Below are 23,754 nucleotides of genomic sequence, written 5' to 3'. Positions count from 1 at the left end.
ATTTAGAATTTCCAGAGAAAGTATAAAAGATCCATCATTGCTTAAATAATGGTTTGATTCAAAGTCCCTCCTTAAATTAAAAACACTTCTTTCTCAGCAACTGAAATGTGGAAAAAAGGGAATATAATAATTCAAAAGTTTAATTTACAGATTAATCTGATTTTTAAACTAAAGATTTTACTCAATGCACTCTCAATCTTTTCAAGCTTAAGAGTTTGAGCTCACAAATAGTAATTTTAATACATTTTTAAATGTTTGAGTGTTTGTATTATTTTTAATTTCACTAGCATTATAAATAAAAAAACGGAGTATGGCCTCGGAGTTACTAAATCAGATGGGCATGACCTTCAAATTTCTATCTATCAAATAGATAATCACACCTACAAATACTATCTATTGTTCTTTTCCCGTTTTACCTTTGCGATTTTGTGCTAATCTACTTCATTTTCCATCAAATCCCATAACTTTTTCTGCCCTTTTATTTGTCAGGTAATTGGATGACATATTCGGTTTCGGTATTGTTAAAAGGCTTTAGTTGATATTTAATTTTGGAGATTAACCTGGCTGAATCGCATTAAAGACCAGTGCTCAATAAAAATTGGTGATGCGGAAGAGACTAGGTTTGCGATTTATGATAATACCTTTCTCGATGTTACCCATTCCTTTCAATAATTTTTGATGATTTTAGATGAATTATTCTAATAATGTTTTGAATATTTTCATACCTTTTTTGATGTGCAAATTGATCTCTTTTCCCAGCAAAGTTTGTCGTTTCTGAGCATCCAATTTTTGCATCATGAAGGTCAGCAATGTCTAGCAATAGTTCAATTTAAAAAAATATTTCATATTGTGAGGAATAGCCCTGCCAATTAAGCACTCTGCACAATGAATTCCACTTTCTCCCCTTTTTTATAATCTACCTATATTGTATACATGTATATCTAAAATCCGAGTTGCGAGGATTTTACTTCTCCTCAGCCATTTCAAACCTGTCGCACAGGTTGGGAAATGGGAGGGGCAAGTTCGTTTTTGGCGGAAATAAGCCGATAGGCTTATTGTCTGACAAAAACACAACTTGCAAGGACCGCGCACAGCAAATTTGAGGTTAAACCAAGACCAGGATTTTGAATATTCTGGCCCTGGTGCAGTGTAAGTAAGACCGGTTTATGATGGTATGTAGTGAATAATACCGATTTATGGACTAAATTATTTTATCTCAATTAAAGGGTATTTTTACATATTTAGGTAAAAACATATACGGATATTCACATGTTTAGATAGCTGGATATTCTGATACCCGGATAGCTTTATATACAAAAGTTGATGTGTTCAGTACAAAATATATTAAAACATATTGGAGGTAAATCAACCATATATGCGGCTATACGGGAAAAAATTTATGTCTTGTTTTGAAATAGATCTACAGATTGAAAGGTTTTAAACAAGAAAAATCATTGAAAAATGTAAAGCATTATTCGGACGATTACAAAAGATAGGTTGAATAGTATTATCTTAGCTCTGACTAAAGAATGAAGTCTGCCTTCGTTTAATTTAATTTATCGGTTACTGCTTCGGTTTCCCATTGGCTTTGTAAATTTGGACTATAATCCAAAACATTCATTGTGGACAAATCTTCTAAAAAGCCACGAAACCATTACCTGATGCACCCGAAGGTATGATCAGCCGCATAAGAGAACTGGAAGAGGCTCTGGAAAAGGAGCGTTTAAATGCCATGGCGGCAAACAAAATAACTGACATCGCTGAACGGGACCTGAAAGTTTCAATCAGAAAAACGTCTGAAACCAAGCAGTCCAAGAAATAAGAGAGGAACATCCGGAGCTTAGTAGCGATACGCTCTGTGGATTGTTTGGCTACAGCAGAAAAGCATACTATCAATTGCAGAAATACAGGTATAAAAGTCAGGCACAGACAGAAATTGAGCTTCAAATTGTCTGAAGTGAGCGTAAAACCCTTACCGGAGTCGGAGGCAGGAAGCTGCTTAGTCTGATGCAGGTGCTGATGAAGAAGGAACAAATACAAACGGGTAGAATTTTTTTTGATTTGTTATTGGAAAACAATCTGCTTGTCCTGTGGTCCAAAACCTAGTTAAATAGAATGACTACTGGAAGCAAAAAGGAAACAGCCATTAAGGTAGCTTAGATCATTACAATATCTAGAAGCCGCGTCTGAGTATCGACATGCTGACCCAAGAAGCCGCCCATATCACCGAGCAATGAAAAAACTCTGGAAGGAAAAACAGGAAGCGTTCTGTAAAGAAACTCAGGACTAAAACCTTTATAAAATAACCTTTATAAAATCGTATTGTCTCAAATAGATCATTTAGGAGATTTGCCTCAAGATCAAAAATTTTGGAAACCCCAATCTGTTAAAATCGAAATTAAAAACACAAGGTTGACTATGAAAAAATTAAATTGAACTATAGTCAATCTATTTGGATAAAATTCAATTCCATCGCACTTCTATGTTTTTAAATATAGGACATAGAAAAAGGATCATTTATCAGATCTGACGGATCATCATAAATTCAGTAAATCCAATCTATTTAAATTGAATAACGAAAATATAAATTAACCAGGAACGAAGGGATTTGACTTTCAGTCAATTTCACTGAAGACTATTCAATTCCCGCTAAACTTTGATTAGCATAATCATATACTAATTGAAAAAAGTCGTCTGAACCCGTTAAATCTTATATTCTTCGAAGGCCCAAAAATTTACCATTTGATCTTTATTCGCCTTTTGTCATTCTCATCCAACAAATGTTGATATTATTTGTAAGTTGTTGGGACATACCTTTTTGAAAAGTAAACATTTAATCAACTTCTGGTCAACCGGATAAGCTTTAAGTTGATTGTTGTAAACTTCCGTTTTTCTTTGTTTACCAAATGTTGCCCCTCGATTGCTCGGTTAAATCATTAACTTATAGTTAATTAGGTTAAACAGTCAACATTTCATTGTAGATACGCTCTAAATCCTGATGTAAAACTTTGTAGTAACGGCCTTTCATATCCATTTCCAATAAATATCCGCTGTGATCATAGAGGTATGCTGTAAAATTTGAAGCATTTGGATACTGTTTCAGTTTCCAGGCTTCTTCCAAGATCTTGCGGACCTGTGAGCGGGAAATTTTGATCCCTGCCCGTTCCAGCAGAACCTTCGCATGGGTGTTGGTGAGACAAAACTCCTGGAGTTCTTTTGTCTCCATAATTTCCTTAATGGTTTCAAACAGCTCAAGCTCCACCTTATTTACCGCATATGTCTTTACCCTTTGGAGAGCAGGGGTATAGATCTCTTCCGGGGTAAACCACATTCTGGATTGGTTCTGGGTTGAGAGTTTCCTTTGGAGCAGAAAGTCAAGGAAATGCGGTATTTCCTTTTCAAGCTTCCATAGGAAATCCGGATCGAGTTTTTCTAACTGAGGGACTTTTCTAACCCAATACCTGGTTTCTTGCAATCCAATGACCATAAAGTTGTCCTCGTTGTTGGAACAGAGTATTATTTTCCCAAAAAATTCAACCTCATGCCTGTCCTTTCCTTTGGCCTCTGCTTTGTACGATTTTGCGGTGCTGAGGTTTTTGATTTTCTCGCTGTCTTCTTTCCGGTCTAACAGTACTTCATCTATGGCTATAATCAGTTTCGATACCCAGTCGGAATTGAAGTTGCTGCGGAAGTCCGAATTGGTATTGAAGGTCATGTTATTCCCGTAAATTATCCTGAGAAGGTTTAGGAAGGTGGTTTTCCCCGTATTTCCTTCACTGCTGACAAGGCACAACACCGGAAGGCGCTGCATGGGTTGGGTATACAATAACTGAAGGTAATCCAGTCCAAGCTCATACTGTTCGCCAAAAATATGTTCTACAAACTGAAGAATTCCGGCACATGTACCTTTAATGGGGCTTAGGGCTATGGGTTCGTATAAATTGTAAAAGCCCCTGTAGTTTCTTTGATAGGATAGGTGTTCCGGAAATGTGCAAAAGCCATTGTATTTTTCAATGGACTGAACCGTTTCACGCCAGTTGCTTGGATAATCTTGTTTAAGGGTATCGAGGTTCCAGGGAACCATTATTTCCTCGTCTTTTCCATTGAGTAGGGGCTTCTTTACCCTTTTATACAGGGTAATCCCAACCCGGATATATTTTTCCATTTTAATAGGTTTTTGGTTGCGCAGATATAAACTTGCATCGTATTAAATGCTAGCTTTTTTTGAATAAGTGCTCTAGAGCTTCCATTTCGATTTCATCATTTGTCTTATACTTTCCTGTTTTCAGCCAGTTGATTAAATCAGCTTTAAAAAAATAAAGATGCCGACCCCGTTTTGAAAATGGGATTTCTTTTCTGGACGTTTTGGCATATATTGAATATATGCTGAGGTTTAACAATTCCGCAGCCTGTTTCACATTTAAAATTTCGTTGGGATCAGGATCATCTTTTTTCTTTTGGCGGGTTTGCTGCATTTCATCCAGCTTATTATAAATCTGATCCAGGCGGTGATTTAAATAATCAAACGGGTTTTCAATTTTCATGTCTTTCGTATTTAGTTGCCCCAAATTATAACTTAAAAATAAAATATTCAAAATTTTTTTTGTATTTATTAATGTTTTTTTATATTAAAATTGAATTTTATATATTTAAATATACTTATATCTGTATATTTAGAAATATGAATATATATATATCTGAATATCCAAGAAACTAGAAATACGTAACTTTTGGGGAAGAAGGCATTATAAAAACAGCGAATGAAGATAACTTGTATCTGTTTGTTAATTAGTGTCTTATAAAAAAATTAAAAAATATATCCGAAGATCCACTAAGAAAATCCTATTAGGAGCAATTAAATTACCAACTATTCCATTCATTTTTTTTTTGGAAAAGGGGAGGAGCTAACCAAGCAACAACTGTTGAATAAAAAATATCAATAAAGTTTTATCTTATCAGCCGCTTCAATTTTTTTCTTGTCAGTTATTTTTGTATAAATAGCCGTGGTCTTCAATTCCCTGTGACCAAGGTTCCCTGAGATCACATAGATATCGGTACCTGAAGCAAGTTGCAACGTGGCATAGGTATGACGAAAACAATGAAATGTCACCTTCTTCATTATACCGGCACTGAGTATCCAGTTTTTCAGGATAGTGTTATTGGTAGCGGAATACTTTAGCCCCGGAAAGACTCGTTCATGTTGACCTTTTCGCTCTCCCAATATTTCCCGTGCTTGTTGTGAGATTGGTAAATATTCAAAGCTTCCGGTTTTCTTTTGTCTAAATTTCAATATATCGGATTGGTCAGTCTCTTCCACCTCTGCCCAGGTCAGCTTTTCTATGTCTGACCACCTTAAACCGGTAAGGCATGAGAAAAGAGAGGCAAGCCTCAAGGATGGATGTAGCGGACAAGGCGTTTGATACAATTTTTTCAATTCATCCTGGGTCAGGTATACCCTGGAGCTTCCTTCAGCCCGGATATTTTGAATTGAAATGCAGGGATCTGACGTGATGATCTTTTCCCTGAGCGCATCTTTAAGTGCGGCCCTCAATTTGGCAAAATAGCTTAACTGGGTGTTGGTGGATAGTTTGAATTGTCTGCCAATGGACTTTGCAGTACGCAGGTAGTCCTTAAAGCCTTCACAAAAGTCAGGTGTCACCTCTGCGAATGTACAAGAGCCACCCGTGTAGTTGGTTAGATGTACGGAAGCGCTTTTCCAGTTTCCACTGTTTCCGGCTGAACTGGAATGGGTTTTTCCTTTTGAAATAAAGTATTGAAGAAAATCCCTTTTCTGATTGAACTTGTCATAAAAGCCGAAATTATGGTTGAGGAATTCAATTTCTTTCTGGGATCTGATGCTTTCCGCTTTGATTAAGCAAATCCGGTTGTATTCCTTTTGGGTACGGGTATCCGGGTTATCAAAAATATGAATCCCCAGATAGTCTCTGCGCTTTTTCTTGCCTGTGGATGGATCTTGGATGGGAGGGTAGAAGTCAAGATAGAGGCTGATCTTGTTGTTCTCCAAGGGTCGTTGGCGTAAGGTTACTTTGATTGGTTTCATTATTCAATAGTTATCGGTTCATAAAGGTCTCAATGTCGGCTTTTCTGAAAATCAGTTTTCGCCCAATTTCTTTTACTTCAATAGCATGATTATTTACAAGTCTCCAAAGTGTTGTTCTGCTGATTCCCATTAAAACACATGTCTCTTTTACATTTAGATAATTTTTCTGACTTACGGCAAACCAGTCTAAATTGATTTGCCCTGAGGTCTCGGTATTACTTTGGTTAATCTTCTCTTCCTTTTGGCGGACCTTATAGGCAGCCTTTGCACAGCGGTCTCCGCAAAACTTGGTAACCGTAGTTTTGGCGGTAAATGAGTTTCCGCAGAACTGACAAATTCGGGTAATTCTGATATTTGAACTCATATGATAAAAGCTTTGGTAATCTCCCCGAGAATGTTTCCCGTTGTTTCCAGTTGTTTCAGGTTGTTTCCAGTTGTTTCCCGTTGTTTCATAATCTCCCCATTTTGGCCAAAAAATTTGTACCGTTTTCTAGCGGTACAAATCCGGTACAAATTTTCTATAAAAGTAGGTAATTAGACGGAACTCTCCAAAAATGAAAAACCCCTAATAGGTTCTATTAGAGGCAGTTATTAGTGATTGCTTGTAGTTGTTTATATTAGTTTGTACTTTCTTATTTACCCACGCAAAACTTACTAAAAATATTCGCCAACAAATCATCCGTCGTAATCTCCCCAGTTATCTCGCCGAGGTAGTGCAGCGATCTTCGGATATCCATGGCCACAAAGTCGTTGGTCACCTCATTGTCCAAACCCGTCAGTACATCCAGTAGAGATTCCCGGGTGCGGGTGAGGGAGTCGTAGTGGCGGATGTTGGTGACCACCGTATTTCCGGTGCGGAATTTATCCAGATTCACCAGTTCCATAATGCGGTCTTTCAACAAGTCCAAATTCTCCTTTTGCCCGGCGGAAATAAACACAGTATCTGGATGAAGAGTTGATAACTCCTTAATAAATCGTGGGTTAGCCTTGTCTACTTTATTCGCTACTTTAAGGAAGGGAACTCCCAAATTCTCCAATTTATTGATATCCCGGTTAATCTCCACCATATCCGTATCCCCCAAATCGAAAAGATATAAGATTAGTGAGGCGGTTCTCATTTTTTCCTGAGTTCTGCTGACGCCAATCGCTTCTATGGTGTCGGTTGTTTCCCGCAAACCAGCCGTATCGATAAATCTAAAAATAACTCCGCCTATATTAATTTCATCCTCAATAAAATCCCGTGTAGTTCCGGCAATCTCGGAGACAATGGCCTTTTCCTCATTAAGCAGGGCATTGAGTAGGGTAGACTTGCCGGCATTTGGTTTTCCGGCGATAACGGTCGGAACCCCGTTTTTGATAACATTCCCCAAATCAAAGCTGCTGATAAGTTGCTCAATTACGCGAAGTAATTTTTCCACCAATATCCTCAAATCATCCCGACTGGCAAACTCCACGTCTTCTTCCGTAAAGTCGAGTTCAAGCTCTATCATGGATGCGAAGTGGATCAATTGGTCCCGAAGAGATTTGATCTCATGGCTAAATCCTCCCCGCATCTGATTCATGGCTGCCTGATGGGAAACTTCGGAATCGGAGTTTATCAGGTCGGCAACAGCTTCCGCCTGGGCAAGGTCAAACTGTCCGTTTAAAAACGCCCGGAGGGTAAACTCTCCCGGCTTGGCAGGGCGGGCACCTTTTCGGACCAATAATTTTATTACCCGGTTAACGATATAGGAGGAACCGTGCGTGGAAATTTCCACCACATTTTCTTTGGTAAAGGATTTCGGCGCTTTGAAAATTGAAACCAATACTTCATCCACGACTTGATCACCATCCCGAATCGTACCGAAATGGATTGTATGCGAATCTTGTTTCTGCAAGTCCTTGCCAAAAAACACTCCGTTGGCTAGTTCTATAGCATCGGGACCTGAAAGTCGAATAACGGCAATGGCCCCGACCCCCTGAGGTGTGGCCAAGGCCACAATGGTTTCGGTTTTTTCACCGTAGGAATAATTCATCTATTTACCGAAGGTATCCATTAATTTGTCCAGCGAAGCGACGAAATCATCCGCTTCACGATAGCCTGGAAGCTGTGTGATATTCTCCATTGCTGCATCCATGATCACAAAATTGGGATAGGAGCTAACCCGCATGGTACGGGCCATGGTCTCCTCACTATATTCCTTACCCCGAAAAGTAAACTTTTTCTTTTTGTCCTCGGCATTGAGTTTTACGGCGTAAAAGTTGTCATTCACATAGTCCACCACAACTTTCTTTGTAAACGTATCCTTGTCCATTTTTTTGCACCAACCGCACCAGTCGGTGTACACATCGATCAAAATCATCTTTGGGTTTTCCTCTGTAAGTTTCACAACTTCCTCGAAGCTATACCAATTAATTTTATCCTGGGCCATCAGCCAGAAAGTCTGCAAGAACAACAATGCAAGAACAACAGTTTTTTTCATGAATTTTTGGGTCAGTAAACTCTATAGGAACAAAGTTACAATTTTATTTTAGTAGATGAGATATTACTATTTAAACGAAAATGCACCCCACAGTTTAATTTTTAGATTAACGAAAGATCTCAAACGTTAGTTCTTTATCTACATTTTTTCGGACAAACAGCGGCTTCTATAAAAGAGGGCCTATTTTACCGGAGTCTCTAGCTATATTGAAGCTTTTTATCTCCATAAAAATGAATAGGTATATTTAATATTTATAAAATGTTGGTTTATAGGTATTTATGTTAAATAAGTTAAAGCTATAGTTTACACTTTTAATTTCAGACTCCTACAAGTCAAAATTCCTGACCATTGGTCAACACTCTTCTATTTTGACAATTTTCCATCTCCCAAGAAATCATCCATCCCAAGAGATTAAAAATTATGTAATCTAATTGACCTCCTGTGCTGGTAAAAAAATCTTTAGAATTAGGCTTTTGTTCAATACTACATACCACAAAATGATCCCAACAAAAACTCAACGATTAATCCATCTCACTTAAATTAACCTCCAAATGTTTCTTAGCATGTCTTTTTTAAATAGAACCACAGAGGACACAGAGAATTTTCTAGAAAAAAAACTCTGTGCCCTTTTTGCATTCTCCTTGCCCTTCGTGGTTATTTTTTTAACCGAATCTAAAGGATCCCCGCTGCAAAAAAAAACAGAACCACAGAGTTCACAAAGGTTACACAGAGAACACGTAGGATTTTTTTCCAAAATTTGGCGCTCTTTGTTTGTATCGTGAAGTTAGAGAAAGACTGAAGTTCTTTAACATGCAGTAATAGAGATGATTGATTTTGAAAAATAAGGACGTGCCTAATTCTAACCATTTACAATGGCTGCACCAATATGTTTGCTGCAACTTCCCGGGATACAAATACCTTGCGCTGATTGTCAACCATCAGCTCCAGGGAACCGTCAAATTCAACCTTTTCCAGCACAACCATCCGGGCACCTATATATATTCCCATCTTGTCCAGGTAGCGGAGAAAGGATGCTGTGTTGTCTTTTACGGCGGCAATTTTCCCCGTCATATCTACCGGCATATCCTGCAAGGGAACCCTCGCCTTGGTCTGGAAATCCCCAAATTCGTCCGGAATGGGATCCCCATAGGGGTCAAATTTAGGATATCCCAAGTACTCATCCAGCTTTTGAATAAGTAGGGGATGGTCCAACTGCTCCAATTCATCGGCTATTTGGGGGATCTCCTCCCATTGAAACCTCAGTTTATCCACCAAGAAAACCTCCCATAATCTATGTTTTCGCAGGATACCCAAGGCTGTTTTATGGCCTTTTTCCGTCAGGTGAACCCCGTAATACTTGCGGTAACTGATCATTTCCTTCTCCGCTAACTTCCCCAACATGTCGCTAACAGAAGCTGCTTTCGTCCCCATTTGAGCGGCGATAGCATTGGTGGAAACGGACTCTTTCCCTGCAGATGAAAGGGTATAAATAGCTTTAAGGTATTTGCCTTCAGATGAAGTTAATAGGGGCATATGTAGCGGATTTTATGCAAATATAGATATTTAGGCATGACTAAAAAAATTGTTTTTTCACCCTAAATCAACTGTGGATAAGTGGAGAAATTACGGTGGATTAAAAGTTACATTGTATTAAAAATATATTTTAGACAAGGCTAAAAATATATTATATATTGATATTCAGCTTTTTATGATAATATTTTATGAGATTTTTGAATTCTGGACAACAAATTCAGGGTATTGAAAAAGTACAATTTGAGATATGGGAAAAATTACCTCAAGAGATATACACCGCATTTTTCTTGAAATAGAAAAATATGAGTTACTAAAAACCGGGGATGGAATTATAAAGATTTAGCTCCCAATCAAGGATTCTACGACGGATAAAAGTTTTTCAGCCTCCTCGGACCAATATATATCCCCATTCTGAACCGCCGTGAAATATGTATGTCGGTAAAGGGATTCCATTTCGGACTTGGTCCAGGCTCCTTTATGGAAGTCTATGCAAAGACCGGCGGAATGTGTTAAAACCAATTTCTCCCAGACGGGGTTTTTTGTGATCAACACAACCTTCCTGCGGGCAATACTTTCATAGAGTTTGGTGGGCATCTTAGTGGCAATGCTTGGTATTAGTTGATAGGGCATTAACCAGCAGTCTGCTTTGGAAATAGCATCTTGCATTCTCTCAAAAGGTATTGGGGTATTAGAAAGCTCCAAGTTGATTTGAGGGATTCCATTTGCTAATTCCTCCAATTTTTGCCGATACGTTTTCATCGGGCAATGTCCAATTACATGCAGGGCCTGATTTGGAAAGTGGATATTAAATCCCATAAACCATTTCATTCCCTCCATTATTCCATATACCTCAGTGAGTGTACCGGCAAGTATAAAACGAATAGTACCTTCCGGATAAAAAGAAACTGGGTCTCCATGGAGGATAGGGCCACTGTATTTGTTTTCCACCGCAGTTACGTTGGAAAGTTGGGGGAACTCCTCCCTGTAACAATCCTCTGCCAAAAGATAGTGGTCTACATAGGGATCAATCCGTCTCTCCCACCACCTTATCCATCCTGCCGCAAGGCGTTGAAGCCCAGTAGGCAATGTCGCATTGGAAAGTACGTTCAAGCTGAAATTTTCCTGTATATCGTAAATTAGCTTAAATTTTAAAAAGCGGTTAGCAAAAATTACAGCAGGTGCTAATTCATAAGTAGTTAGAATTACGACATCTGGTTTTATCTTAAAGATATACCTAACCAACCGTAAAGGAGCCAGAACTCGGCTTGGGTGGGTTCTAGGTTTGGAATGGAGGGAATATAAATGGATGTTGTTGATTTTTCGATATTTTTTTTCCGAGAATCCTAGGATGTAAACCTCGTATTTATTTGTTTCACGCAGCGAAAACCCAAACTTATAAAGCATTCGGCTGTCCTCGGTGGGCTTGAGTACCGAAGCGATGATTATTCTTTTCTTGTCTCGCATAGATGAAAAAGGCTAGGTATTGAATTTAGTTGCAACCTTGGTTTCAAAATTGAAAATAATACATACTTTTACCGGGATAACGGAAGAACATATCAATTTTCGTAAAAAACATTTGAATAAACCACAATAAGCTACTTATTTAATCATTTATGGATTTACAGCACATCATTGAAAAAGCCTGGGATGACAGGGATTTATTGAACGACAAAGCCGTTCAGATAGCAATTAAGACAGTAATTGCGGATTTGGATAATGGTACCCTACGGGTGGCGGAGCATTTAGCAGATAACTCATGGAAAGTCAATGATTGGATAAAAAAAGCAGTAATTCTGTATTTTCCGATTCAAAAGATGCGGACGATTGAGGTCGGACCCTTTGAGTTTCACGACAAAATGGCTCTCAAAACGAACTATGCCAAGCAGGGAGTTCGGGTAGTTCCACACGCCATCGCCAGATATGGCTCGTTTCTTGCTAAAGGGGTAGTGATGATGCCCTCCTACGTCAACATCGGTGCGTATGTGGACAGCGGGACCATGGTGGATACCTGGGCCACTGTCGGCTCTTGTGCGCAGATTGGAAAAAATGTCCATTTGAGCGGTGGTGTGGGAATAGGAGGAGTATTGGAACCTATTCAGGCAGCACCTGTTATTGTAGAGGATGGGGCGTTTATAGGTTCGAGGGCCATCATTGTAGAAGGAGTAAGAATCGGAAAAGAGGCTGTAATCGGTGCTGGGGTGACCCTTACCGCAAGCTCAAAAATAATTGACGTTACATCGGAAGAACCAAAAGAATACCGGGGTTACGTTCCTGACCGATCAGTAGTCATACCGGGGAGTATCCCCAAAAACTTCGCTGCAGGACAATATCAGGTACCCTGTGCGTTGATTATCGGAACCAGAAAAGCTTCCACCGACCTTAAAACCTCCCTAAATGATGCCCTTAGAGAAAATAGTGTGGCAGTTTAATTAAATATTTATGAGTGTAGTGAAATTCCTTTCTTTTAGTATCCTTTGTTCAATAATTTTGATTTCATGCGGCGGTGGTAGCTCAACTCAGGGTGATGTATACTATCAAAACGAACAATTTGAAGAGGCAATAGTTGCCTATGAAAAATTTTTGGAAACAAAACCAAAAAACCTAAAAGCTTTATATAATAAAGGCCGGGCACACGAGGAATTGGAAGATTACGATAAGGCGGAAGATAGCTTCAAAAAAGCGCTTCAGGTTGATCCGAAAAATTCACAAATCCTTTTGAGTTTGTCCAACCTTTATCATAAGAAAAAAAGCTATGAATTATCTCTGATGTATGCTGACAACGCAGTGACTGTTTCGGGAGCTACATCAGTGGCTTATTTTATGAAAGCAAGAGCTTTGCATCAATTGGGAAATGTGGATGAAGCCATGAGGGAATACAACGCGGCTATCAAAATGAACCCCAGTTATGGTCAGGCATATTATTACAGGGGAATGCTGAACCGCTTAGTGGAAAAAAATTCCCAAGCTTGTGCTGATTTTAGAAAAGCTGTAGAAAATGATTTTGCATTAGGTCAGGATGCGCTCAATAGTTATTGTCAGTAAATTTTCTGCACCATCTGAAAAAAAGCAACCTTTAAATTATAAAGGTTGCTTTTTTTATTATCCGATTCCTACCTTTATGATATAGAACATCTTAATAGTCCTAGACTTAATAATCATGAGAGACCAAATCCTTATTTATTTTATTGCCGTTTTCCTATTCGCTTCCTGTGGGACAGAGAAACGGGAAGGCATTGACTTTGACAAGTGGGGAAGTTACTGGTATAACGGAGAGGCCGAAATAAGTGCCTTTGATTTGACGCAGTACCGGTATGGTGAATCAAGAGTAGGTGAAGCTGTATTAATTTTTGTGACGGAAGATCTCTCCAAAAAGGATCAGGTAAAGCTTGACAATCCACAAGATGCTGGAAGGGACGCTGTCAAAGTATTGAAGCTGAATATGACCAAATCATTTACAACTGGCATCTACCCCTACAACATGATGCTGTCCGTGTTTTCACCGGTATATTTGCAATCTTCAGCATTAAAACTTACAGCCTCCTCCCAAGAATGGTGCGGACAGTCCTTTACTCAGTTGAATCTCAACGGAAGTTCCTATAAGGGAAAGCTGTTTTCATACTTTGAAGAAGAAAGTGACGATACATTTACCGTTAACGCCATAGCTGAAGACCATCTTTGGAACCTAATCCGACTTGGCCCCGAGCAACTACCCCTTGGGGAACATGCTTTGATACCAGGGCTATTGGAGCAACGGTTTTCACATATAAAACCAGGCGCCCAGAAAGCCTTACTTAGAGTAAACCGTTTGGATAACCGACACGATGAACTTGAGGTGGACTATATCTCCTATAACCGCGCACTAAAAATCCATTTTGAGCGGGAATTTCCGTATCAAATTATCGCCTTTGAAGAGATTCGAGTGTTGGAAAACGGCACGGAAGAGGTGAGTAGGGGAGAACGGAAATCTGTTAGGCAGATAGACTATTGGAACAAAAACAAATCTGAAGATATTCGCTTAAGAAGAGAGTTACAACTTAATCCATGACAACAAGAAGTACCGTCCTTTTGATAGGGGCGGGTTCTTTTACTTTCCTCCTGCTTTGGTTGGGGTATGTTGGTACTAGGGGTGCTTTTGCGGCTAATTTTTTCATGTTTTCCATTGCCTTTGGTCTTCTTTATGGATTAATTACCCGTATCAAACTAAATGAAAGGCAACTTATCCAATGGCTTTTATTCGGCATGGCCATTAGAATTGCTTTTTTGTTGGCTATCCCCCAATTGTCCGACGATTATTTCCGGTTTATATGGGACGGTAAATTAATGCTTTCAGGCATCAATCCGTATCAGTTTACTCCCGAAGAAATCTTACCAACCTTAGTCGAGAAAGATTTTCTTTATTTTCAGAAACTCTTTGATCAACTTAATTCTCCAAATTATTTTAGTGTCTATCCACCGACCAATCAATTATTTTTTGTCCTGTCTTCTTGGGTAGGCGGTAATAGTATCCTGCTTAGTGTCGTTACACTGCGATTGTTACTAATTGGTTTTGAAGCAGGTGTACTAATTCTATTATGGAAAATTGCTAACCTTATCCAAATTGATCGTAAGCAGATTCTCCTATATGCCTTGAATCCCCTAGTGATTCTCGAACTTACCGGAAACCTGCATTTTGAAGGAGTGATGTTATTTTTTTTGCTGTTGGCTTTTTATACTTATTTAATAAATAAAAGGCGAGCTGGGATGTGGTTTGGCGTAGCTGTGGCAATCAAATTAACTCCCCTGATCCTGATGCCAATTCTGATTAGATATATCAGGAGAAATCAATTGCCAGTTTTTATTCTGTTTTCAGGGATTACTATTTTTGTTTTGTTTATACCCCTTGGAGGAATGCTTCCTAATTATGTCGAAAGTATTCAGTTGTATTATGGAAAATTCGAGTTCAATGCTGGAATTTATTACTTGGTACGAACTATTTCCATGTGGTGGATTCCCTACAATCCAATTGAATACATCAGTCCTATATTGACAGGAACGGTAGGTATCTTTATCATTTGGATTACTTGGAAAAAGCCATTGCCTACAATTTTCGCAAATGTTGTATTAACCTATTTGGTTTATTTGCTCTTGCATACTGTGGTTCACCCTTGGTACCTCATCATTCCCTTGGGGATTTCTATATTGACTCCTTATCGGATATTTGTTGTTTGGTCTTTTGTAGTCTTTCTTTCCTACCAAAGTTACACTACCCTTGAGAATAGCGAGTCGACTATCCTGCTATTTTTACAATATGGTATAATATCAGTTGCTGGCTATTTTGACTACCTTAAACTTAAATTGTCAAAATAAACTATAAATATCTATTTTTAAGATACTTATAGCTTATTTATTTTCGGTACCAAATGTTACAGTTTTTGATTGGGTTCTTTGAAATCAATCTAATAAAAGAATAATCTACTTTTAATTCAGGTGAAAAATTACAACATTCCTTTTAAACAATTGATTCTTGGCTTGGTTACATAGACAATCAAATTAATTCAATATTAGGGGTTATGAAAATCAAAGAGAAATTAGAAATTTACACTTCAAATGGAAACGGATCCAAGGATTTAAATCTTAAAACTAAAGAATTGTTAATTAAAGATGCCATATTTATCCGGGACAAAGGCTGTTTGACTAAAATCAAATTTTCGAATATTCTATACCTGAAAGGTGATGGAAACTATACTACGCTTGTTACGCCCAAAAAGACGTTTTCTTTGCGGAATATCTTAAAGGAATTTGAAGAGATTTTACCTCAAGATCTTTTTTTGAGAATCCATAAATCATTTATTGTCAATCTTAATGAAATTGTCACTATCACTCCAAAAGAGATTTCGGTGGGTGAGGATAAGGTTCCGGTAGGGCGGACCTATTATCAGACTTTGATTAACGGTATTCAAAAATTGGGAAGTAACGGTTTTGAGTAAACAAAATTGGTATTTTATTCAGTCTTATGGGTGGCAATAATATGCTCTTATAACCATAAAATACTACTGTCTCCATAACTTAAAAAACGGTAGTCGTTATTCAAGGCTTCCCGGTAGATCCGTTTCCATTCATTGTTGGTAAAAGCAGCCACCAATAAAATAAGGGTTGAGCCGGGTTGGTGAAAATTTGTAACTAAACCAGAAACGACCCGGAATGTATATCCCGGGTAAATATAGATTTCCGTATGGCCAATCAAAGAATCTAGTCCTCTAGTTGTCATCCAGTCATATATTCTTTTAAACACTCCCTTTGCTGTCGGCAGTTCTTTATGCGCTTGATATGCGTAATCTTTCGATATCGTAAATTCAGGATTTTCATCCGATATCAATTTTATCCCAAACCAATAGAGGCTTTCCAGTGAACGCATGGATGTAGTGCCAACTGCCACAATTTTACCCTCCGCTTTCAATAGATTTTCTATATTCGCCTTGGTAAATACTATCTGCTCACCATGCATCGGATGCTGTTGGATAGCTTCTTCCTTAATGGGTTGAAAGGTGCCCGCACTTACATGTAGGGTTAAGTAGTCTGTTTCAATTCTCATTTGACTGAGCCTTTCTAATACCGCTGGAGTAAAATGAAGCCCGGCAGTAGGAGCGGCAACGGCACCTTTAATCTGGGAATATATTGTTTGGTACCGATTTTTGTCCTCATGTGTTGGTTCACGGTTAAGGTAGGGAGGCAGGGGTATTTTCCCAGCGGCTTCCACAAGCTCCGCAAAAGTCAGTTCCTTTGAATTCCATGACAGGCGTACTTGTTTTTTATCGCGGTCAGTTAATTCAACAGAAACAAAAACCTCCTGATTTTCAATGGTCCAAATATTCTCTAGTATTTCTCCATCTTTCCATTTTTTTAGATTTCCGATCATGGCTTCCCATACTACGGGTCCATTAGATTCCATGGCCAGTTGGATAATGTCAGAAGGTAATATAGGTTTAAGTAAAAAAATCTCAATCCATGCCCCTGATTTTCGCTGAAATAACATTCGGGCAGGAATTACTTGGGTGTTGTTAAATACCATTAGGGACCCAGGAGGTATCAAATCCGGAAGTTCGTGAAAGTGGTGGTGGGAAACCGCACCCGCCTTCCATTGCAGTAGTTTGGATTGATCCCGCATGGGAAGTGGATATTTGGCAATCCGATCTTCGGGTAGATCATAGAAAAAATCAGACTTTCTGAGGAGCGTGTATGCGGTCATCGACAATCAAATACAGTTGTAATTTTTGGATAGTTTTCCTTAGTTTTGGCCAAACCAAGTTCAAATATAGCAGATTTAGTTTAGTCCTCATTCGATTCCATGAAATCGAGCATGACGCAGGCGACGCACGGAGGGATGATTGTAATTGCGAGATTCCATAGCCTGCCCCGATTAATCGGGGTGACCTTTAAAAAACAATTATAAACACATGAAATCGAGCATGACGGAAACGTCACACAGTGGGATGATTATCGTTGCGAGATTCTTCCGAATAAATTCGGGACAGGCTATCTGGCCGTTGAAAAACAAATTATAAACAGATGAAATCGAGCATGACGCAGGCGACGCACGGAGGGATGATTATAATTGCGAGATTCCATGTGGCAACTGAAAAACAATTATAAACACATGAAATCGAGCATGGCGAAAACGTCACACAGTGGGATGATTACCGTTGCGAGATTCCATCTGACCGTTAAAAATCAAATTATAAACAGATGAAAAGCAGTTTTACCGTAAAGGCCCGTTTTATACCCTACACCCTTCAATTCAAATTTGATGCTGGCACATCGAGGGGTGTGCTTAAGAAGAAGCTTAACTATTTTGTGGAATGCCGTTCCGATCATTTCCCCGGATGGGTAGGATATGGTGAGGCCGGACCATTGATTGGCCTCAGTGTAGATGACCTCCCTGATTTCGATATTCAGCTGAATCAATTACTCCAAAGTCTGGATGGAATACATTTTTCTACTCAATTTGACGAACTTTTACTTCAAATTAAAAAAATAGTACCTAGTCAATTTCCGAGCATACAATTTGCCTTGGAAACAGCCATCTTGGATTTAATTCATGGAGGAAAGCGGAGGATTATGCCGAACGACTTTTATGATAAAGGAACGCCCATTCCAATAAATGGCTTGGTTTGGATGGGGGATAAGGATACTATGTGGAAGCAAGTTGAGGAAAAGCTGGCTGCTGGTTTTGACTGCATCAAAATTAAAATTGGGGCATTGGATTTTAGTCAGGAATGTGAGTTACTGGGACTTATTAGAGACCAATTTCCGGCCAATTCTATTTCAATTCGAGTTGATGCCAATGGGGCATTTTCTCCTGTTGAGGCGATGGGGAAACTTCAACAGCTTGCTACCTTTAATTTACACAGTATAGAGCAGCCCATCAGACAAGGTAATATAAATGAAATGACCCGTCTATGTTCTGAAAGCCCAGTTCCTATAGCGCTTGATGAAGAGCTGATCGGGATTAATTCTCTGGCCGATAAAATAAATTTGTTGGAAACTATACGTCCCCAGTATATAATTCTAAAGCCCACGCTCCTAGGTGGTCTTTTATCGTCTCAGGAATGGATAAGAATAGCTGAGGATTTAGGTATAGGATGGTGGATTACCTCTGCTCTGGAAGGTAATATTGGCTTAAATGCCATTGCGCAATTTTCGGCAACCTATGCGACAGGCCTGCCCCAAGGCTTGGGTACAGGCCAGTTATATGACAATAATATTCCTTCCCCACTGACTATATCTAAGGGCACGCTCTCTTATGGGGATCAACACGAATGGGGAAACATAGCCGGATTATTTTCCTGATTTTACCGTTCCTGTTTTTCTGCGTGGAATATTCGGGTTTAATGGTTATATTTAGAATTGATATAAGCGCAAATACGATTTGATGATTACCCGAAATTTCCTCCGATATTTCATAGTCAGTTCCATTTTAGGCAGTATAGTCTTTGGTTGTGGTGAACAATCTGTGAACAGGGGGGACTTACCTCTTCCCGATGAGGTAAGCTACAATCTGCATATTCGCCCCATCCTTTCGGAAAACTGTTTTGCCTGTCATGGACCCGATGCCAACAAGCGTGAGGCGGGATTAAGGCTGGATATCCCCGAAGATGCATTTAAAGTACTCGAGGAATCACCCGGGCTTTTTGCATTGGTTCCTAAAAACCCTTTGGAGTCGCATGCTTATCTTCGGTTAGTTGCTTCAGATGAAAGTGAACAAATGCCTCCTCCAAGCAGTAATCTCAAGGTAGGGGACCGGGAAATAGCCTTGATTGAAAAATGGATTAAACAAGGGGCAACCTATCAACCGCATTGGGCCTTTACCTCTCCCGAAAAAATAGACCTCCCACGAATAAAAGCGAAAAAATGGCCTCAAAACCCAATAGATCACTATATACTCGCTGCTCAAGAGGAGCGTGGTTTATCACCCAATACCCCAGCTGACAGGGAACAGTTACTTAGAAGGGTTACTTTTGACCTTACGGGCTTACCTCCTACATTGGAAGAGATGGAGCGTTTCATTTCTGATCAAGCAGAAGATGCGTATGAAAGAGTAGTGGATTCCTTATTTGCCAGCAGAGCCTATGGGGAGAAAATGGCCGTTCATTGGATGGATATATCGCGCTATGCTGATTCCCATGGATACCAGGACGATTATTACCGGACCCAGTGGCCTTGGCGGGACTGGGTGATTCATGCATTTAACCAAAATATGCCCTATGATCAGTTTGTCACATGGCAATTGGCGGGGGACTTACTCCCCAACCCATCCAAAGAGCAGATTTTGGCCACAGGGTTTAACAGAAACCATAAAATCACCGAGGAATCGGGTGCCATAGATGAAGAATACCGGGTAAGTTATGTCGTGGACCGGACGAACACCATTGGTAAGGCGTTAATAGGTATGACCTTGGAATGTGCCCAATGTCATGACCATAAATACGACCCCATTTCCCAAAAAGAATATTTTCAAGTTTATGCCTTCTTCAACAACGTGGCAGAGGTTGGCATGGAAGAATCCTCCCCGGGTTTTTCCAGAAAAAGTCCCGCCAAGCACCCCATGATGGAGATCACCGATGAGGATGTGGATGGAATATTGTCCTTTTTGAACAGACCTGATTCAGCCGCATTGTCAACCGCATTAATCGGAGATGTAAACAGCGGAGCCAATTACCAAGCCTTGCTTTCCGAAACAGGTAAATTGAGGGTTTCTGTAATGGCCGATTTGGATACTATCCGCCCATCATTTGTGCTTTTGCGTGGGGATTATGAAACTTATGGGGAGGAAGTCTTCCCCGGTACCCCGGAGCGGATTTTACCATTCGACAATGCCTACCCAAAAAACCGGTTAGGTCTATCCCAATGGCTTTTTGATACCGGCAACCCGCTGACTGCCCGAGTTTTCGTCAACCGAATTTGGCAGCAAATATTCGGAGCAGGTTTGGTTTCCACTCCGGGTGATTTTGGCATGCAGGGAGCACTTCCTACCCACCCCGAACTGCTGGATTGGCTGGCCGTGGAATTTATGGAAAATGGCTGGGACATAAAACGGTTGCTACGCCAGATCGTACTTTCCAATACCTATAGACAGTCCTCCAATGTCAATCCGGACCACCTAAAAAAAGATCCAGAAAACATTTATTTGGCGCGGTTTCCCAGAAACAGGTTGCCTGCGGAACATATTCGTGACCTTGTTCTTTCAAGTAGCGGTCTGCTTGTACCCACCATTGGGGGCCCAAGCGTAAAACCCTACCAACCACCTGGCTTGTGGGAATTGGCAACATCCGGAAGGGGTAACCTAGCAAGTTACAAGCAGGATTCCTTAGGTGCACTATATAGAAGGGGGCTTTATACATTTATCAAGAGGACAGTACCGCCCCCCTCAATGATTCTGTTTGACGCCAGTAACCGCGATGAATGCGAGATAGAGCGGGAACGCACCAATACGCCCTTGCAGGCCCTGATGATGATGAACGATCCCACTGTTTTGGAAGCCTCCAGAGTATTGGCTGCGACCTTAATGAAGGAAACAGGAACCAGGGAAGATGTAGTTCGCGAGGGGTTTCGACGTATTGTTGGTCGAAATGCTGATCAGATAGAAATATCCATTTTAGCGGAGTTTCTTGAAGAGATGTTACTTGATTTTGAATCAAATCCAGATGTCGCCATCCAGTTACTGCAAGTCGGTGATTCCCCTATTCCTACCGACCTACCCATTTCCGAACTGGCAGCTATGATGCAGGTGATTCATACTATCTATAACATGGAGGAATCCATTACAAAATCGTAATCTTTTATGAGGTTGAACCTAATACTTAGAAATTGCTCTAAATACTTATTTTGGATTGAGGTTCGTAGGAGGATTGCCATTTACCCCTTGTTGGGTTTGAGTCTATGGCTACTTTTGACGTCCTGTGAGAAAAGCGACATAAAGGTAGAAGATGGCAAGCTCCCGGACCAGATTAGTTATAATTTGCATATTCGACCCATTTTATCCGACAATTGCTTCGCCTGCCATGGTCCTGACGCCAACAAAAGAGAAGCTGGTTTGCGGTTGGATATTGAGAAGGAGGCATTTAAAACTTTACAAGACAATCCTCAAGCCCATACAATCGTGCCGGGGGATATTAAGCGTTCTGAAGTATATAAACGTATAGTCTCAAATGATGCCAATGATCAAATGCCACCTCCTGAATCCAATCTGGCACTTAGTGACCACCAAATCAGATTGATCGAAAAATGGATCAAGCAAGGAGCTGCTTTTGAACCTCACTGGGCTTTTATCCCTCCCCAATCTCCCGAACTTCCGAAGGTAAAATCCAATTCTTGGGTAAAAAACGAGATTGATTATTTTATATTAAAAGAACAGGAAAACCAAGGTTTAAACCCCAACAAAGAGGCGGACAAGGAAACACTACTTCGACGCTTAAGCTTAGACCTGACTGGACTGCCCCCTTCTCTAAACTTGATGGAGCGGTTTATGGCCGATAATTCCCCAGAGGCTTATGAATCCCTTGTGGATGAACTATTGGCAAGCAATGCTTATGGTGAAAAAATGGCTGTCCATTGGATGGATGTAGCGCGGTATGCGGATTCCCATGGTTATCAAGATGATAACTTCAGAAGTCAATGGCCTTGGAGGGACTGGGTCATTCATGCATTTAACAAAAACCTACCCTACGATCAATTTATCACTTGGCAGCTTGCGGGTGACCTGTTGCCTGAACCTACCAAAGAGCAAATCCTAGCTACTGGATTTAACCGGAATCATAAAATCACCGAAGAAGGAGGGGTCATAGATGAAGAGTACCGTGTGGAATATGTGGTAGACCGTACCAATACCTTCGGCAAGGCCATAATTGGCATTACCATGGAGTGCGCTCAGTGCCATGACCACAAGTACGATCCGATATCCCAGAAGGACTATTTTCAGTTGTATGCCTTCTTCAATAATATCCGGGAGGTGGGCCACGAGTCTAACATCGGCGGGCCCAACACGTATGCGAAACATCCCAAAATTGAGATTACCGATGAAGACCTGACCGGAATTCTCTCTTTTATAAACAAACGGGATACGTTAGGACTAATCGTATCTGTCATGGGAGACCTGGATAGCATTCGACCCACCCATATCTTGGAGAGGGGCGTATATGATGCGCCCGGTGAGCTTGTCCAGCCTGCCATGCCCACCTCAATTCTGGAATTTTCCAATGAATTGCCGAAAAATAGATTGGGATTGGTTCAGTGGCTTTTTGACACGGATAATCCACTAACCTCGAGGGTTTTTGTAAACCGTATGTGGAAAGAGGTTTTTGGTAAGGGACTTGTAGAAACCGTGGGTGATTTTGGCATGCAGGGAGACTTGCCCACCCATCCTGAATTGTTGGACTGGCTGGCAGTGGATTTTAGAGAAAACGGCTGGGATATCAAACGGCTCATGAAGCAAATAGTCACTTCGGCGACATATATGCAATCAGCCGCACTTACAACGCCCATTTATGATCCTAGTAATGCGTATTATACCCGGGCACCAAGAGAAAGGATTAAAGCGGAATTTGTCAAAGATCTCGTGATGGCCAGCAGTGGTTTGTTGTTTACAGATGTGGGGGGACCAAGTGTAAAGCCTTATCAACCCCCGGGATTGTGGGAAGCTGCGGCTTCTACCGGTGCCAAATTTGGTTTGTTGGGCACTTATATACAAGATAGCGGCAACGACCTTTACCGAAGGGGATTATACACATTTATCAAAAGAACCCTTCCACCTCCGAGTATGATGATATTTGATGCAAGCAATAGGGATACCTGTGAACCAGACCGGGCAACAACTAACACACCCTTACAGGCGTTACTTATGATGAACGACCCCATGGTTTTGGAAGCCTCCCGGGTTCTTGCGGCCCGCTTGCTAAAGCAGGAAGGAAGTGCGCAACAAAAGCTTGAACAGGCTTTCAGATTAATTGTAAATAGAATGCCTTTATCGGCTGAATTTGAAATACTTACTGCACATTATCAAGATCAACTTAAAGAATATAATCTTAACCCCTCTGAGGCTAAAAAAGTATTGGACGTTGGCGAGTATCCCCAGGCAACAAACCTTGATACCGTACAGCATGCGGCATTGATGCAGGTGATCAGCTTGATTTATAACTTGGAGGAAACCTTAATGAAATCATAATC

The 23,754-nt window shown here is 40.3% G+C and carries 18 protein-coding genes; 8 read left to right on the top strand and 10 right to left on the bottom strand.

From position 1 onward, the window contains the following. Positions 1-1,635: 1,635 nt before the first annotated feature. The 9 genes from FQ608_RS20440 to FQ608_RS20400 all read right to left on the bottom strand — a co-directional run bounded on the left by FQ608_RS20440 (position 1,636) and on the right by FQ608_RS20400 (position 11,520). Positions 1,636-2,040, bottom strand: coding sequence for a hypothetical protein (locus tag FQ608_RS20440; protein WP_158860354.1), 405 nt, complete (start codon positions 2,038-2,040; stop codon positions 1,636-1,638). A 916-nt stretch (positions 2,041-2,956) separates the two neighbouring features. After that, a complete protein-coding gene (locus FQ608_RS20435; protein WP_158860353.1) occupies positions 2,957-4,165 on the bottom strand; it encodes a primase-helicase family protein in 1,209 nt (402 codons plus the stop codon). A 49-nt stretch (positions 4,166-4,214) separates the two neighbouring features. Continuing rightward, positions 4,215-4,544 (bottom strand): helix-turn-helix domain-containing protein, encoded by a 330-nt coding sequence (locus tag FQ608_RS20430; protein ID WP_158860352.1) that lies wholly within the window; start codon positions 4,542-4,544, stop codon positions 4,215-4,217. A 392-nt stretch (positions 4,545-4,936) separates the two neighbouring features. Continuing rightward, on the bottom strand, positions 4,937-6,061 hold the full coding sequence (locus tag FQ608_RS20425; protein ID WP_158860351.1) for a tyrosine-type recombinase/integrase: 1,125 nt from the start codon (positions 6,059-6,061) through the stop codon (positions 4,937-4,939). Positions 6,062-6,071: 10 nt separating this feature from the next. After that, on the bottom strand, positions 6,072-6,425 hold the full coding sequence (locus FQ608_RS20420) for a helix-turn-helix domain-containing protein (RefSeq protein WP_158860350.1): 354 nt from the start codon (positions 6,423-6,425) through the stop codon (positions 6,072-6,074). Positions 6,426-6,693: 268 nt separating this feature from the next. Continuing rightward, positions 6,694-8,076: a tRNA uridine-5-carboxymethylaminomethyl(34) synthesis GTPase MnmE gene (gene mnmE / locus FQ608_RS20415; RefSeq protein ID WP_158860349.1), complete on the bottom strand. Its 1,383-nt coding sequence runs from the start codon at positions 8,074-8,076 to the stop codon at positions 6,694-6,696. Continuing rightward, entirely contained in the window at positions 8,077-8,523 is a 447-nt protein-coding gene (locus tag FQ608_RS20410) for a thioredoxin family protein (protein WP_158860348.1), read from the bottom strand. A gap of 867 nt (positions 8,524-9,390) precedes the next feature. After that, on the bottom strand, positions 9,391-10,056 hold the full coding sequence (locus FQ608_RS20405) for a metal-dependent transcriptional regulator (RefSeq protein WP_158860347.1): 666 nt from the start codon (positions 10,054-10,056) through the stop codon (positions 9,391-9,393). Positions 10,057-10,395: 339 nt separating this feature from the next. Then, on the bottom strand, positions 10,396-11,520 hold the full coding sequence (locus FQ608_RS20400; protein ID WP_158860346.1) for a glycosyltransferase family protein: 1,125 nt from the start codon (positions 11,518-11,520) through the stop codon (positions 10,396-10,398). Between the two features lie 149 nt (positions 11,521-11,669). Here FQ608_RS20400 and FQ608_RS20395 point away from each other — a divergent pair, with 149 nt between their 5' ends. The 5 genes from FQ608_RS20395 to FQ608_RS20375 all read left to right on the top strand — a co-directional run bounded on the left by FQ608_RS20395 (position 11,670) and on the right by FQ608_RS20375 (position 16,022). Continuing rightward, complete coding sequence (locus FQ608_RS20395; RefSeq protein ID WP_158860345.1) at positions 11,670-12,485, top strand: 2,3,4,5-tetrahydropyridine-2,6-dicarboxylate N-succinyltransferase; 816 nt, start codon at positions 11,670-11,672, stop codon at positions 12,483-12,485. Positions 12,486-12,495: 10 nt separating this feature from the next. After that, a complete protein-coding gene (locus tag FQ608_RS20390; protein ID WP_158860344.1) occupies positions 12,496-13,098 on the top strand; it encodes a tetratricopeptide repeat protein in 603 nt (200 codons plus the stop codon). 115 nt (positions 13,099-13,213) lie between these two features. After that, positions 13,214-14,101, top strand: a complete 888-nt coding sequence (locus tag FQ608_RS20385) for a hypothetical protein (protein WP_158860343.1) — start codon at positions 13,214-13,216, stop codon at positions 14,099-14,101. Beyond that, positions 14,098-15,402, top strand: coding sequence for a glycosyltransferase 87 family protein (locus tag FQ608_RS20380; protein WP_158860342.1), 1,305 nt, complete (start codon positions 14,098-14,100; stop codon positions 15,400-15,402). Before FQ608_RS20385 ends, FQ608_RS20380 begins: the two co-directional genes overlap by 4 nt. Positions 15,403-15,605: 203 nt before the next feature. Then, a complete protein-coding gene (locus FQ608_RS20375; RefSeq protein WP_158860341.1) occupies positions 15,606-16,022 on the top strand; it encodes a LytR/AlgR family response regulator transcription factor in 417 nt (138 codons plus the stop codon). Positions 16,023-16,069: 47 nt separating this feature from the next. On the opposite strand, the gene FQ608_RS20370 is transcribed toward FQ608_RS20375, so the two are convergent. After that, complete coding sequence (locus FQ608_RS20370) at positions 16,070-17,281, bottom strand: S-adenosylmethionine:tRNA ribosyltransferase-isomerase (protein ID WP_158860340.1); 1,212 nt, start codon at positions 17,279-17,281, stop codon at positions 16,070-16,072. A gap of 497 nt (positions 17,282-17,778) precedes the next feature. Between FQ608_RS20370 and FQ608_RS20365 the strand changes: the two genes are divergently transcribed. From FQ608_RS20365 to FQ608_RS20355, 3 genes are all read left to right on the top strand, one after another. Beyond that, positions 17,779-18,882 (top strand): o-succinylbenzoate synthase, encoded by a 1,104-nt coding sequence (locus FQ608_RS20365; protein WP_158860339.1) that lies wholly within the window; start codon positions 17,779-17,781, stop codon positions 18,880-18,882. Positions 18,883-18,964: 82 nt separating this feature from the next. Continuing rightward, a complete protein-coding gene (locus FQ608_RS20360) occupies positions 18,965-21,367 on the top strand; it encodes a PSD1 and planctomycete cytochrome C domain-containing protein (protein ID WP_158860338.1) in 2,403 nt (800 codons plus the stop codon). 6 nt (positions 21,368-21,373) lie between these two features. Further along, the gene (locus tag FQ608_RS20355) at positions 21,374-23,752 is read left to right on the top strand and encodes a PSD1 and planctomycete cytochrome C domain-containing protein (protein WP_158860337.1); all 2,379 of its coding nucleotides are present in this window, start codon (positions 21,374-21,376) and stop codon (positions 23,750-23,752) included. The last annotated feature ends 2 nt before the right edge of the window (positions 23,753-23,754 follow it).

This window comes from Lunatibacter salilacus, from assembly GCF_009797935.1.
GTDB classification, from domain to species: Bacteria; Bacteroidota; Bacteroidia; order Cytophagales; family Cyclobacteriaceae; genus Lunatibacter; species Lunatibacter salilacus.
This window is presented reverse-complemented; position numbering and strand designations above follow the sequence as displayed.

Bases quoted from the DNA above. Each gene is read 5' to 3' on its own strand.
- FQ608_RS20360 (WP_158860338.1), top strand. From the start codon at position 18,965: ATGATTACCCGAAATTTCCTCCGATATTTCATAGTCAGTTCCATTTTA.
- FQ608_RS20420 (WP_158860350.1), bottom strand. From the start codon at position 6,425: ATGAGTTCAAATATCAGAATTACCCGAATTTGTCAGTTCTGCGGAAAC.
- FQ608_RS20400 (WP_158860346.1), bottom strand. From the start codon at position 11,520: ATGCGAGACAAGAAAAGAATAATCATCGCTTCGGTACTCAAGCCCACC.
- FQ608_RS20395 (WP_158860345.1), top strand. From the start codon at position 11,670: ATGGATTTACAGCACATCATTGAAAAAGCCTGGGATGACAGGGATTTA.
- FQ608_RS20365 (WP_158860339.1), top strand. From the start codon at position 17,779: ATGAAAAGCAGTTTTACCGTAAAGGCCCGTTTTATACCCTACACCCTT.
- FQ608_RS20375 (WP_158860341.1), top strand. From the start codon at position 15,606: ATGAAAATCAAAGAGAAATTAGAAATTTACACTTCAAATGGAAACGGA.
- FQ608_RS20380 (WP_158860342.1), top strand. From the start codon at position 14,098: ATGACAACAAGAAGTACCGTCCTTTTGATAGGGGCGGGTTCTTTTACT.
- FQ608_RS20370 (WP_158860340.1), bottom strand. From the start codon at position 17,281: ATGACCGCATACACGCTCCTCAGAAAGTCTGATTTTTTCTATGATCTA.
- FQ608_RS20430 (WP_158860352.1), bottom strand. From the start codon at position 4,544: ATGAAAATTGAAAACCCGTTTGATTATTTAAATCACCGCCTGGATCAG.
- FQ608_RS20355 (WP_158860337.1), top strand. From the start codon at position 21,374: ATGAGGTTGAACCTAATACTTAGAAATTGCTCTAAATACTTATTTTGG.
- mnmE (WP_158860349.1), bottom strand. From the start codon at position 8,076: ATGAATTATTCCTACGGTGAAAAAACCGAAACCATTGTGGCCTTGGCC.
- FQ608_RS20390 (WP_158860344.1), top strand. From the start codon at position 12,496: ATGAGTGTAGTGAAATTCCTTTCTTTTAGTATCCTTTGTTCAATAATT.
- FQ608_RS20385 (WP_158860343.1), top strand. From the start codon at position 13,214: ATGAGAGACCAAATCCTTATTTATTTTATTGCCGTTTTCCTATTCGCT.
- FQ608_RS20405 (WP_158860347.1), bottom strand. From the start codon at position 10,056: ATGCCCCTATTAACTTCATCTGAAGGCAAATACCTTAAAGCTATTTAT.
- FQ608_RS20410 (WP_158860348.1), bottom strand. From the start codon at position 8,523: ATGAAAAAAACTGTTGTTCTTGCATTGTTGTTCTTGCAGACTTTCTGG.
- FQ608_RS20425 (WP_158860351.1), bottom strand. From the start codon at position 6,061: ATGAAACCAATCAAAGTAACCTTACGCCAACGACCCTTGGAGAACAAC.
- FQ608_RS20435 (WP_158860353.1), bottom strand. From the start codon at position 4,165: ATGGAAAAATATATCCGGGTTGGGATTACCCTGTATAAAAGGGTAAAG.